Raw genomic sequence first — 11,976 nt, 5'->3', positions numbered from 1 at the left:
CGGGATTCCCGAGGCCCTTCGTCATGCCCTGCGGAAGCCGCCGACCAAGCGGTTGCGCAGATGCGGGTCCGTCAGCCGTTGGCCTTGGCGTAGGCCTCCTCGAGATCGGCCGACAGGCGGCCGCGCTCACTGACCTTCCACCCGTTCTCGCGACCCCACTCACGGATGGCCGCGATCTCGCGCTTCCGGGCTGCACCGGTGGCGGGAGCCTGACGGCGGGCGGCAGGCTTGCGCCCCGTGGCCTTGCGCGCCGCGCCCACCCACGGCGCGAAGTCGTCACGCAGCTTGGCCGCGTTGTCGGCGTTCAGGTCGATCTCGTAGGCCACACCGTCCACGGAGAAGGACACGGTCTCCACGGCCTCACCGCCATCAAGATCGTCCTCGAGGATGACCACCTGTCGCTGCACCATGTTGATCCCTTCATCGTCCATCTCGCCCCCCTTCTCTCCAGGGGGTCATCCCCCTATTCGACACCACCATCCCCCGTTGTTGCAAAACGCGGGTGATTACCTGCTGATTGAGCCGGTTCTGCGGAAAATCCTCGACGCGGATGGCGTCGTACGACGAATTCCTCAGCCCACCGGGTCCTCATCCGGGTGCTTCAGCCCATCCTGCTCAGCTTCCCACTGGGCCACTGCAGCACGCTCGCGACGGTCGCCCTCCACGATGTGCTTCATCATCACCACGAAGAGCCACAGGATTCCCACGGTGGGCAGGAGGGCCGCCACGTAGGGCCATGCCGATGCAAGAAAATCGTTCATCATGCCTCCGGCTTGGTGTGGGGGAACAGGATGGTCTCGCGAATACCCACCCCGGTGAACAGCATGACCATGCGGTCCAGACCGAACCCCATTCCACCCATGGGCGGGGCGCCGTACTCGAGTGCCCGCAGGAAGTCCTCGTCCAGCTGCATCGCCTCGGGGTCGCCCGCCGCTGCCGCAAGGGACTGCTCGGTGAGCACCTCTCGCTGCACCACCGGGTCGATGAGCTCGGAGAAGGCCGTGGACCGCTCCACCCCTCCGATGATCAGGTCCCAGGCCTCGATGAGGCCGGGCTTGCTGCGGTGCGGGCGTGCCAGCGGCTGGGCCGAGGGCGGGTAGTCGCACAGGAAGGTCGGCTGCACGAGCGTGGGTTCCACCAGCTCGGAGAGCAGTTCCAGGACGATCTTCTCCGCCCCCCAGGACGGGTCGAGCTCCACCTCGTGGCGGGCTGCGAGATCGCGGAGCGTGGCCTCATCGGTCTCGGGGGTCACCTCTGTGCCGACCGCCTCGGAGACACCCTGGTACACCGGGAGCCAGCGCCACTCACCGTCGAGGTCGATGTCGCCCGCGGGGGTGGGCAGCACGCGCGACTCCAGCAGGCCGGCCTTGATGAGGGCGTCGGCAACCGCCAGGTACATCTCCTGCATGAGCTCGGCCATGGTGGTCTGGTCGCCCCACGCCTCGTAGGCCTCGAGCATGGTGAACTCGGGGCTGTGGGTCGAGTCGACACCCTCGTTGCGGAAGATGCGGCCGATCTCGAAGACCTTCTCGACCCCGCCGACGACGGCCTTCTTGAGGTTGAGCTCCAGCGCGATGCGCAGGGTCATGTCCTGGCTGAAGGCGTTCAGGTGGGTGGTGAACGGGCGCGCCAGGGCCCCACCGTGGATCAGCTGCAGCACGGGCGTCTCGATCTCCACGTAGCCGCGCTCCTCGAGGAAGCGTCGGACGGTGGAGGTGATGAGGGAACGCGTGAGCACCATGCGCCGGGCCTCGTCACGGACGATGAGGTCCGCGTACCGCTGGCGGACACGCTGCTCCTCCGACAGGTCCTTGTGCAGGGTGGGGAGAGGGCGCAGGGCCTTGCTGGCCAGCTGCCAGTCCGTCGCCATCACGGACAGCTCGCCACGGCGGCTGCAGATCACGCGACCCGTCACCGAGACGATGTCGCCCAGGTCGATGAGGGACTTCCACTGGTCCAGGGCCTCCTGCCCCACCTCGGCCAGGGACAGCATGGCCTGGAGGCGCTCCCCACTGCCGGCCTGCAGGGTGGCGAAGCAGAGCTTGCCGGTGTTGCGGGAGAACACCACCCGGCCGGTCACCGAGACGACGTCCTGCGTCTCCTCCCCCGTCTCCAGGTGGCCCCACTGCTCACGCACCTCCTCCAGGGAGTGCGTGCGGGGCACCTCGACCGGGTAGGCCTGGCCCCCCGCATCGAGCAGCGCGGCGCGCTTCTCCCGGCGGATCCGCATCTGCTCGGGCAGCTCGTCGGCAGCCACGGGCTTCTCGGCGGCGCCGTCGAGCGTCGTCGAGGGGGTCTGCGGGGCGGTGGGATCAGAAGTCACACGGCCATTTTACGGGTCATGCGCGGTGCCGACGCTCGTGGGCGAGCAACCACTCCTTGGTCTCCACACTTCCCGCATAACCGTGCGCAGCACCGCTCGCGCTGACCACCCGGTGGCAGGGCACGATGACCGACAGCGGGTTGCGGGAGTTCGCGGCCCCCACGGCCCGGACAGCGGTGGGGCGACCGATGGCGGCGGCCACCTGCCCATAGGTTCGCGTCTCACCGGCAGGGATCAGCCGCAACTGCTCCCAGACGGCCTGCTGGAACTCCGTACCCCCGGAGCGGGTGGGCACGGAGAACTCCGTCCGCTCACCGGCGAAGTACTCCTGCAGCTGCGTGGCCACCTGGGCGAAGGCCTCAGGGGCGCAGGGGCCGAAGGTGGACCGGTCGGGCGCGGGCTTGTGGTCCGGCCAGTAGAGGCCCTCGAGCACCTGACCGTCACCCACCAGGGTCACCTGGCCCACGGGCGTGTCGAGGACCCGGTGGCAGCGTCCGGACGGCGTGGTGGTGCCGGAGGGCGGGCTGGCAGATGGGTTGGGGTCGGTCATGGCCTGTCTCCTTCGTCGCCGGCGGCCGGGACGACAGCATCGTCCTGGTCCGGTGGCAGGTGGTTGATCGGGTGGTCGTGCAGGGACCACAGATACTGGACGGCATAGGCCCGCCAGGGGCGCCAGCGCTCCGCAGCTGTGGACGAGCGCCCGGTGAGCGGACCCGCATCGAGCGACTCAGCGGCGCGGCGCACGCCGAGGTCCGTGGCGGGGAAGGCGTCGGGGTCACCCAGGCAGCGCAGGGCCACCATCTCGGTGGTCCACGGCCCGATGCCGGACAACCGCCCCAGGGCCTCCCGCGCGGCCGCTCGGTCGGCCCCCGGTGAGAGGTCCAGCTGACCGGTGCTCACCGCATCGGACAGGGCCAGGACGGCACGCACCCGGGCGCGGGGCATGGCCAGATGAGGTGACTCCGCGAGGGAGCGCGTGCAGCGGGCGGCGATGGTCTCGGGGCGGGCGAAGGTGTGCGTGAGGCCCAGCGGGGCCGCCAGCGGAGCCAGGGCGAGCGGCAGGGGGGTGCCGGTCTCCTGCACGAGGCGCGCGGTCACCGTCCGGGCCCCGGCGGTGGACACCTGCTGTCCCACGACCACCCGCACCGCCTGCTCGGGGCCGTCGACGCACCCCGGGACGCGGCGCCCCGGAGAGGTGGCCACCAGCGGGCCGAGGTGGGGGTCGCCGCCGAGGGCCTCCGCGACGGCCACCGGGTCGGCGTCGAGGTCGAGCCAGTGGCGCACCCGCGCCACGGCGGCCGTGAGGTCAGCAGGATCGAGGAGGGTCAGCATCACATCGACATGGGATGCGGTGGGGTCCGGCGGGCGGGCCGAGACGAGACCCGGCGCTCCCGGCAGGTCGAGCGTGCGGTGCAGCGCCCCCTCGCGCCAGGCCTCCACGCCGGGCACGGCGGTGGCAGCGAGGTGGCCGAAGAGCTGCTGGGGCTCGAGGGGGCGGCGGAAGGCGAGGCGCAGCGGGAGGGTGACGGGGGCGGCCGGCTGGTCGGGGGTGGTGGCGCCGGCGCCGCGACGACGGGCCCGGAGGTCCCGTGGGGCGGTGGCGTAGGTCTGCTGCAGCACGGCGTTGAAACTGCGGACCGAGCCGAACCCGGCGGCGAAGGCGACCTGCGCCAGGGGAAGGTCCGTGGTCTCGAGGAGCACCCGGGCCGTGTGGGCGCGTTGGGCGCGGGCCAGGGCCAGGGGGCTGGCCCCCGCCTCCGCCAGGAGGAGGCGCTCCACCTGGCGGCGCGAGTAGCCGACCGCCCGTGCGAGGCCCTCGACGCCCTCGCGGTCCACCAGACCGTCACGGATGAGGCGGACCGCGCGCCCCGCCACATCCGTGCGGAGGTCCCACTGCGCCGAGCCGGGGCTCGCGTCCGGCCGGCAGCGCTTGCAGGCCCGGAAGCCGGCTGCCTGCGCAGCGGCTGCCGTGGGGTGGAAGCTCATGTTCTGGGGCTGCGGCGTGCGTGCCGGGCAGCTGGGGCGGCAGTAGATGCCGGTGGTGTGCACGGCGGTGACGAACTCGCCGTCGAAGCGCGCATCGCGGCTGGCGACGATGCGGCAACAGGCGGCGTGATCGGTGTTCACGGCACCAGCATGCCCCGCCACCAGGAAGCGCGCTGGCAGGAATGCGACATGGCAGCGGGGTCGCCCCGGATGGGTGCGGTGGTGCGGCCGGGCACGGCGGTGCGGGTCAGTCGGCGGCGCCGTCCCCCTGGGTCTCCACACCGAGCTCCCGCAGCAGCTCCCGCGCCGCCGGGGGCGTCTCGATGCGGGCCGCCACCGCGTGGCGAGCCGCTGCCCGCTCCAGGGCCAGGAGCACCTCGGCCAGGGGGTCGTCGGAGTCCACTGCGGCACGCTGGGACCGCCACCGCCGGGCATCCCATCGGCTGACCGGCCCCGAGGGCGAGGTCCCGGTGGGCGCCTCCCCACTGCCCAACGCGGCCTCCAGTGAGACGCGCAGCAGGGGCCCCGCCACCGCATCGGGATCACCCACCCCACCGGCGGCAAGGGCCCGACGCACGGTGGTCACCAGGGCAGCCACCCCCTCGGTCGCCGCAGTGACGGCCGCGTCGTGGCGCGGCAGGTCCACTGCCTCCAGACGCATCGGGGTGGCTCCCAGCTCCAGGACGAGCGACTGCGCCACCGCATCCACCTCCACCGGGCAGAGGTGGCAGACCACGGAGTCGGCCAGGCGCTCGACGTCCTGCCGCTCCCCGCTGAAGACCATGGCCGGCTGGAGCGACACCCCCACCACGGGCACGCCGGCCGCGAGGACCGGAGCGAAGAGCTCGACACCCACGCCCGGAACGGTGTGCACCAGCAACTGGCCCTGCCGCCAGACGTTGGCGGCGGTGAGGCCGGCCACGAGTCCCTCGGCGTCCTGGCCGGGTGTTGCGAGCAGCACTAGGTCGGACTTGGGCGGCACCTCCTCGGGGGCGCTGCGGACGCTGCGAGGCAGCAGCGCGGCGGCGCGCTCGGCCCCTTGGTCGCCCACCGAATGGGCCACCACGCGGTGCCCGGAGCGCTCCCACGCCGCCCCCAGCACCGCACCCACGCGCCCGGCACCGATGATGCCGATGCGGAGCCGTGGCGCGAGGGGGGTGGTGTCGCTGCGCATGGCGGAACCCTACGTGGCGGCGCCTGCTGGGCGGTGGCCGATGGGGTGGCGGTCCGGCCGGGGGCCTGCCGGCCCGGTGGCTGGGCTGACCTGTGGTCCCTGCCGGTGGCTATTGGTCGGTGTAGTCGTGGGGTTGGGTGGTGTGGGTCTGGCCGAGGAGGGTGGTCCAGTGGACGGTGCCGTCGTCGGTGATGGTGGCGTGCCAGCCGCGTGTGGTCTTACGGGTGTGGCCGCGGCGGGAGAGGCACTGCAGGTTCCCCGGGGTGGTGGGCCCGCCCTCGTCGAAGGGGATCACGTGGTCGAGCTCGCACTGCTGGGCGCTGACCCCGGAGCCGGGGTCGCGGGCGATGCCGTCCCGGGCGCGGACGAACCGGGCCACCGACGCCGTCGGCCGATACGTGTACGGCGAGACACTCACCGCGTGGCCGGTGGTCGGGTCGGCGACCAGGCGCTGCCACACCGACCCCTCCCGGGTCGCCACGGCACGGACATGCTCGGGGTCGAGGTACCCGAACCCGGGCATCCACCCCAACGCCGCACCCCGCAACCCCCGGTGGGCACCCCCGTCACCGGGGGCGGCGTCGTCTGCCGGGGCACCCCTGTCACCGGGGGTGTCCAACGCATCTGTTGTCTGAGTGTTCGGTGGTCGCTGGCCGGGCGGTTCATCACCCGGAGGACGGCCGCCCGGTGGGCTAGCGCTGCCCGGTGGGCCGCTACTGGGCGGACTGGTGCCACCCGGTGGGCCGGTAGTGGGCACACTGGTCCCGTTGATCGTGGTGTCAGCGTTTTCGAGCAGGACATCCAGCCCCACGACGACCGTCACACGTGCCGGGGGCAGGACCGGGTCGCCCACCTGGGGCACGGGAAACCAGTCATCCGAGACGGTCCCGCAGGACGTGCACACCGGCGGTGCTGGCGGCTCAGGAGACCCGGGTTCGGGCGCCACCGGGACCGGGGGCCGTGTGCCTACACCGGTGGGCGTTTCCGCTCCTGTCTGTGCCTCGATCTGAGGCTTGTCGTTGGTCGTGCCCTCGGGCGTCTGCGTTTGCGGCGGCGCTGCCGCCTGGGGCTCATCCACGGCCGGGGTGGGCAGCGAGGGCCGGGTGAACGCGCCACCGGGCGCGCTGTCGCTGGGCGTGCTGCCGGGCTTGGTCGTGGGGCTCGTGTGCTGGGGGTTGGTGCAGGTGCTGGGGAGCTGGCCGACCAGGAGCAGGTCGAGGTGGATGTCCGAGCGCAGCTGGGACAGGGTCCGCTGATCACCGGCTGCCTTCGCGCGGCGGGCCGCAGCATCCAACCGGCCCCACGCGGCAGCCACCCTGGTCGCCTCACCCACCACGGTCAGCGACCCGGTCCCGTCATCACCAGGATGGGTCCACGACCCGCGCCCCTGGATCGCCTGGGCCATCCGCTCCCGGGCCGCCTGCCGGTCAGCCGCCTCGACCTTGCGGATCCTGCGGCGCAACAACTCCCGGAACGACGCAGAAGACCGCGGCGACCCATCAGCCGCCCTGGTGAGGACGGCCAGGCCGATCGCGACCGCATCATCGGCCTGCAAGTGCCTGGTGTCAGCGAACCAGGTCAACACCCGCGACAACGACGCCCGCCCCTCCACCAAGGCTTCCCGCCCACACACGACCCGCTCAGGATCGGAGGCGACCAGGCCCACCAGGTGCCCGATCCGGGCCGGTGCCTCACCGGTGGCCGCGACGACCTCCTCAGTCACGATCACCGGCGCATCACACGGACGCAGGATCCCCGGCTCACCCTCATCCACACGCTGCTGCAAATGAGCCACCGTGTTCGAGTACACCTTCCCCACGGCATCCATGAGGGCCACATCCGCCGTGCGCGCGGACTCCACCGCCGACACCGCGTCACCCAGGGCCGATTCGGCACGCTCCCACGCACCCTCCGCACGACCACCACACGCCGTGCCAGCGGACTTGGCCGGCCCGCGGGCTCGCTGCCCACCCGCACGGGACAGGGGCCCTTGCCCCGTGTCGAACGACTCCTGCCGCATGCCCCCACCCCCTCAGATGGTCACCACGTATTCAACTCGGATTCAACATACTGTCCGACACCCCGTCGAACTGATGTCCCCACACTAAACGGGACCACCGACAACCTCCCCCCACCACCCCAAACCCTGTGGACAACCGGGGAACTCGGCCCCGACCACCGCCGACGTGTCCCCACCGCCCCACCCCACCGCACCACGTGTGCAACGCTCAGGGGGTGATCACCTGGGACTGGCAGACGCCCCACGACGGGGTCCGGCGTACGGAGCTCGAGACGCCGGTGGAGCCGTCGGTCCTCATGGAGGCAGTCGACGCCGAACTGGCCGCCGGCGCCCGCCGGGTGGAGGTGCTCCTGGACCCCTCGCGCCGCGACCTGCGCCGGCTCACCATGCGCGCCGGGTTGCGCACCGAGGGCACGCTGCGCGCCTTCGTCGGCGACTCCCCGCACGGCGACCGCCTGCTCACCTCCCGCCTCGCCACCGACCCACCGCGACTCTCCCGCGAGGGCCGACTGGGCGTCCTGGACAGCGCACTGCCGGTCAAGCGGGTGATCGCACAAGGGGTCATCACCGATGGCCGGGGGCACGTGTTGCTGTGCGAGCTGACCTACAAGGCCGAGTGGGACCTGCCCGGCGGGGTGGTCGACCCCGGTGAGGGGCCACTGCAGACGGTGGCGCGCGAGGTGCAGGAGGAGCTCGGCGTCAGCCTCAGCCCGCAGAGGCTGCTCAGCGTGAACTGGCTGCCGCCCTATCGGGGCTGGTCCGACGCCCTGCTGTGCGTGTTCGACCTCGGCGAGCACCCCGACCTCCTGGAGCGGACCACCCTGCAGCCCTCGGAGATCGCCGCCCTGCACTGGTGCACCCCCGAGGAGGTCGCGGAGCACGCCGCGCCGTACGTGGCGCGCCACCTGGCGCAGGTGTGGGACGGGACCGCCACGCGGCGCTCCACCGGCTACCTGTCCGGCGGCGAGCCCGAGCTCCCCTGAGATCCCGGTGGCGATGGGGTGACTCACCCCATCGGACGACTCACCCCATCGAACACATTGCCCCGCCCCTCCCCGATGGGGTGACTCACCCCTCGCGGAGCCGCTCCCGGTAGCGGGCAGCGGCCTCGCGGTTGCCACAGGTGGTGCCGCAGAAGCGACGCGACCGATTGCGCGTGAGGTCCACGAGCACCCCATCGCACCCCTGCGCGCCACACACGGCCAGCCGGTCCCACTCGTCGGCGCGGAGCACGTCCGCCATCGCCATCACCGCCTCCACGGCCATGCGCGCGGCGAGGGCGGCGTCCGGCGGCGCGGCGTGGAAGTGCCACCCGTAGTCGTGGTGGCGGACCAGCTGGGGCAGGGCGTCGTGTTCCCGCAGCAGGTCGTTGACCAACCCGACCGCCTCGGTGGAGCCGATGTGCCAGAAGGTCCGCAAGCGGTCACGCAGGGCGTGCACCTCCGCGAGCTCCTCGGCGGTGCCGTCGAACCGGCCGGTCCACTGCCACTCCTCCTCGAAGTCGCGCAGGGCCTCGGGGTCCGGCAGACCCTCCTCGGCATGCGGACCCGGGGAGGTGTTGACCAGGGCACTCGCGGCCATCAGGGCCACGTCGGTGTCATGAGTGAAAGCCATGTTGACCCGTGACCCTAACGCACCGTAGTGTCACGCGCACATTCGTCATCAGGGTCTACAAAACCTGACACCCATGACGCTGAATCTCCGACCACCCGAGGAGGGATCCCCCGTGGCGACCACGACCACCAACGCTGTCTCCCCCACCATGGGGGCGCTCCGCCGCACCCGCACGCGGTTCGCCCGCCGGGGCCTGTCCACCACCCCCGGGAGCGGAGGTGGCCTGGTGCTGGCGCTCCTGTCCGCCATGGCCTTCGGGCTCTCCGGCCCGCTGGGCAAGCCCCTCATGGATGCCGGGTGGTCACCCGCCGCCGTCACCATCGGGCGCGTGCTCTTCGGCGCCCTGCTGCTCACCCCGGCCACGCTCGTGCTCCTGCGGGGCAAGTGGGGCCTGGTGATGCAGCAGAAGTGGCCCATCCTCGCCTTCGGCGTCCTGGCCGTGGCGGGTGCGCAGTTCTGCTACTTCCAGGCGGTCACCCGCATCCCTGCCGCCGTCGCACTGCTGCTGGAGTACATGGGCGTGGTGCTGGTGGTCCTGATCGTGTGGGCTCGCACCGGGCGTCCGCCGGCACCGCTCACTCTGGCCGGCATGGCCGTCGCGGTGGGCGGCCTGGTGCTGGTGCTCGACCTCGAGAGCACCGGCCTGGACCCCCTCGGCGTCCTGTGGGCCCTGGCCGCAGCGGTCGGGCTGGCCACCTACTTCATCGCCGGCAGCTCGGTGCACAAGGACGTGCCCGGGGTGGCCGTGGCGGGGCTCGGCATGCTCGTGGGCGGCGTGACCCTGCTGACCGCCGGCGCCCTGGGTCTGCTCTCGCTGTCGACCTCCACCGCACCGTCCGCCATCGGGTCGCTGGCGATCCCCTGGTGGGTGGGCCTGGCACTCATGGGCCTGCTCACCGCGGGTGTCGCCTACGGCACGGGCACGATGGCGACGCGCCGCCTGGGCGCCACCGTCGCGTCCTTCGTGGGGCTCACCGAGGTGCTCTTCACCGCACTGTTCGGCTGGCTCCTGCTGGAGCAGCACCTCGGACCCGTGCAGCTGCTGGGCGGAGCCGTGGTGCTGGGCGGCATCGTCCTGGTGCGCCTGCAGGAGGCCCGGGAGCTGCGCGCGGCCGTCCGGCGCGCGGAGCGCGAGGCCGCGACCACCGGGGCCACACCGGCGCGCAGGGGTCGGAACACGCAGGGCGCGCCGGAGGCCCGGGAGTCCGAGCCCGCGCCCACCGCCTGAGGGCGGCGTCGGGGGCCGGGCCGGGGAACTCCCGCTCAGGCCCGCTCGTCGCGGGTGCGCCCGAGCGCCGGCGTCGACCGCCCCGGGGAGGGCTGCCGGCGGGGCCCTCCACCCTCATCGTCCCCCTCCTCGGGCGGCACCCGGCACAGCCACTGACTGACCTGACCGGACACCGCCAACAGGCCGAAGGTGCCCACCTGGATGCCGGTGCGCACCACGTCCTCGCGCACGCTGGGCACGTCGGCATTGGGCAGCGCGGCCACGAACAGGCCGGAGAAGGCACCGGCCAGCACCGCGCCGGCCCAGGCGGCTGCGATGGCAGCCACCACGATGACGCGCGCCGTCTGCGGCGAGGGGGCGCGATGCCGGATGCGCTCCTCCCGCGCGCTGACACCCCGCCCCCGTGCCCGGGAGGTCCGCCACACCCACAGCGCCGCCCCCAGCAGGGTCAGGCTGAAGACCACATCGAGAACCATGCCCAGCACCGCCCGCACCGGCACCGCATTGCCCTGGCCGAGCCACCAGCTGGACGCGGCCCAGCCGACCACCCCGGCCACGAGGAGGGCGAGCGCGAGCTGCCCGGGGCGCGTGCCCGGGCCGCCGGAGCGGGGGTCCTGCCCGTCGGGGTACCGCGCACCGGGACCGCCGGCCGGTGCGTCCTGACCATCGCCGGCGTCCGGGAGCTGCTGGTCGCGGCTCATGCTCGTCCTCCTGTCGTCAACGGCGGCCAGGGCGGTCCCGGACGCAGGCCCCCCTGATCCAGCTCGGCCGCCCGTTGAGCGACCGGACGCCCGTCCAGCACTGCAGCGGGGTCCACGGCCGCCCACGGGGACAGCACGAACGCCCGCTCGGTGGCCCGTGGGTGCGGCAGGTGCAGACCGGCCGGCGGGTCACCCACCGCACCCTCCCCCTCGGGGGAGCACCGCACCTCGGTGCCCGCGCGCGGGTCGCCGTGCTGGATGAGGTCGAGATCCAGGGTGCGCGCACCCCATCGGACCTCCCGCGTGCGCCCGTGCCGGGCCTCGATGCGGTGGAGCGCCGCCAACAGCTCGGGTGCGGTCAGCGTGGTCTCCACCAGCGCCACGGCGTTGAGGTAGACCGGCTGCTCCACGCCACCCACCGGGTCGCTCTGGACCAACGGCGAGAGGCCCACCAGATCCACTCCGGGCTGGCCGCCCAGCTCACCCACGGCGGCGGCGAGGGTGCCGGCGGCGTCACCCAGGTTGGCACCCAGGGCCACCACGGCGGGCACCCGGCGCTCACGCACCGCGGTGACGGACACGTCGGTGAAGGGCACCGTGATGGGCGCCCCGGGCTTGTGCACGGTGACCTCCAGGCGGGGGCAGGCGCTGCCCCCGGGGAGGCGCTCCACCGCATCGAGGAGGCGCTCGGCGAGGGTCTCCAGCAGGTCCACGGGCTCGCCGGTGAGCACCTCCACGAGCGCCTCGGCCGCCTCGCCATAGTGCAGGGTGGCGGTGATCTCGTCATCGCCCCCAGCACCCACCGGCAGCTGGGCCACGAGGTCCACCACGAAGTCCTGGCCGTCGCGGCGCTCGTGCTCGAACACCCCGTGGTGCCCGCGGGCACGGACACCCTCCAGCCGGATCACGGGTCCGGGAGTCTGGATCACC

12 protein-coding genes are annotated in these 11,976 nt (G+C 72.9%); 2 read left to right on the top strand and 10 right to left on the bottom strand.

Annotation, left to right across the window (positions count from 1 at the left end):
- Positions 1–71: 71 nt before the first annotated feature.
- The 7 genes from ACEY2A_RS10580 to ACEY2A_RS10550 form a co-directional block, all read right to left on the bottom strand.
- Positions 72–431, bottom strand: a complete 360-nt coding sequence (locus ACEY2A_RS10580) for an Lsr2 family protein (protein WP_374928542.1) — start codon at positions 429–431, stop codon at positions 72–74.
- 141 nt (positions 432–572) lie between these two features.
- Positions 573–764, bottom strand: a complete 192-nt coding sequence (locus tag ACEY2A_RS10575; protein WP_374928541.1) for a hypothetical protein — start codon at positions 762–764, stop codon at positions 573–575.
- Entirely contained in the window at positions 761–2,323 is a 1,563-nt protein-coding gene (gene lysS, locus ACEY2A_RS10570) for a lysine--tRNA ligase (protein ID WP_374928540.1), read from the bottom strand. The genes ACEY2A_RS10575 and lysS overlap by 4 nt, the downstream gene beginning before the upstream one ends.
- Before the next feature lie 16 nt (positions 2,324–2,339).
- Positions 2,340–2,873, bottom strand: coding sequence for a methylated-DNA--[protein]-cysteine S-methyltransferase (locus ACEY2A_RS10565; protein WP_374928539.1), 534 nt, complete (start codon positions 2,871–2,873; stop codon positions 2,340–2,342).
- Entirely contained in the window at positions 2,870–4,450 is a 1,581-nt protein-coding gene (locus ACEY2A_RS10560) for a DNA-3-methyladenine glycosylase 2 family protein (RefSeq protein ID WP_374928538.1), read from the bottom strand. Before ACEY2A_RS10560 ends, ACEY2A_RS10565 begins: the two co-directional genes overlap by 4 nt.
- 106 nt (positions 4,451–4,556) lie before the next feature.
- Positions 4,557–5,483 carry a Rossmann-like and DUF2520 domain-containing protein gene (locus tag ACEY2A_RS10555; protein ID WP_374928537.1) on the bottom strand — a complete coding sequence of 309 codons (927 nt, stop codon included), beginning with the start codon at positions 5,481–5,483 and terminating at the stop codon, positions 4,557–4,559.
- Between the two features lie 109 nt (positions 5,484–5,592).
- Positions 5,593–7,503: an HNH endonuclease gene (locus ACEY2A_RS10550; protein ID WP_374928536.1), complete on the bottom strand. Its 1,911-nt coding sequence runs from the start codon at positions 7,501–7,503 to the stop codon at positions 5,593–5,595.
- 215 nt (positions 7,504–7,718) lie between these two features.
- Here ACEY2A_RS10550 and ACEY2A_RS10545 point away from each other — a divergent pair, with 215 nt between their 5' ends.
- Positions 7,719–8,486: an NUDIX domain-containing protein gene (locus ACEY2A_RS10545; protein ID WP_374928535.1), complete on the top strand. Its 768-nt coding sequence runs from the start codon at positions 7,719–7,721 to the stop codon at positions 8,484–8,486.
- Positions 8,487–8,571: 85 nt separating this feature from the next.
- On the opposite strand, the gene ACEY2A_RS10540 is transcribed toward ACEY2A_RS10545, so the two are convergent.
- Positions 8,572–9,117 carry a CGNR zinc finger domain-containing protein gene (locus ACEY2A_RS10540; protein WP_374928534.1) on the bottom strand — a complete coding sequence of 182 codons (546 nt, stop codon included), beginning with the start codon at positions 9,115–9,117 and terminating at the stop codon, positions 8,572–8,574.
- Positions 9,118–9,229: 112 nt separating this feature from the next.
- Between ACEY2A_RS10540 and ACEY2A_RS10535 the strand changes: the two genes are divergently transcribed.
- Positions 9,230–10,345 (top strand): DMT family transporter, encoded by a 1,116-nt coding sequence (locus ACEY2A_RS10535; protein WP_374928533.1) that lies wholly within the window; start codon positions 9,230–9,232, stop codon positions 10,343–10,345.
- Positions 10,346–10,380: 35 nt separating this feature from the next.
- Here the strand turns inward: ACEY2A_RS10535 and ACEY2A_RS10530 are convergent, their stop codons facing one another.
- Together ACEY2A_RS10530 and folK are read right to left on the bottom strand one after the other, a co-directional pair.
- Complete coding sequence (locus ACEY2A_RS10530) at positions 10,381–11,046, bottom strand: DUF3180 family protein (RefSeq protein ID WP_374928532.1); 666 nt, start codon at positions 11,044–11,046, stop codon at positions 10,381–10,383.
- Entirely contained in the window at positions 11,043–11,954 is a 912-nt protein-coding gene (gene folK, locus ACEY2A_RS10525; RefSeq protein WP_374928531.1) for a 2-amino-4-hydroxy-6-hydroxymethyldihydropteridine diphosphokinase, read from the bottom strand. The genes ACEY2A_RS10530 and folK overlap by 4 nt, the downstream gene beginning before the upstream one ends.
- Between the last annotated feature and the right edge of the window lie 22 nt (positions 11,955–11,976).

Source organism: Kytococcus sedentarius (assembly GCF_041937525.1).
In the GTDB taxonomy this organism is placed as follows: Bacteria; Actinomycetota; Actinomycetes; order Actinomycetales; family Dermatophilaceae; genus Kytococcus; species Kytococcus sedentarius_A.
The sequence above is the reverse complement of the archived record's forward strand: the minus strand, read 5'-3'. Positions and strand labels throughout refer to the sequence as shown.

Bases quoted from the DNA above. Each gene is read 5' to 3' on its own strand.
- ACEY2A_RS10550 (WP_374928536.1), bottom strand. From the start codon at position 7,503: ATGCGGCAGGAGTCGTTCGACACGGGGCAAGGGCCCCTGTCCCGTGCG.
- ACEY2A_RS10575 (WP_374928541.1), bottom strand. From the start codon at position 764: ATGATGAACGATTTTCTTGCATCGGCATGGCCCTACGTGGCGGCCCTC.
- ACEY2A_RS10565 (WP_374928539.1), bottom strand. From the start codon at position 2,873: ATGACCGACCCCAACCCATCTGCCAGCCCGCCCTCCGGCACCACCACG.
- ACEY2A_RS10530 (WP_374928532.1), bottom strand. From the start codon at position 11,046: ATGAGCCGCGACCAGCAGCTCCCGGACGCCGGCGATGGTCAGGACGCA.
- ACEY2A_RS10555 (WP_374928537.1), bottom strand. From the start codon at position 5,483: ATGCGCAGCGACACCACCCCCCTCGCGCCACGGCTCCGCATCGGCATC.
- ACEY2A_RS10540 (WP_374928534.1), bottom strand. From the start codon at position 9,117: ATGGCTTTCACTCATGACACCGACGTGGCCCTGATGGCCGCGAGTGCC.
- ACEY2A_RS10580 (WP_374928542.1), bottom strand. From the start codon at position 431: ATGGACGATGAAGGGATCAACATGGTGCAGCGACAGGTGGTCATCCTC.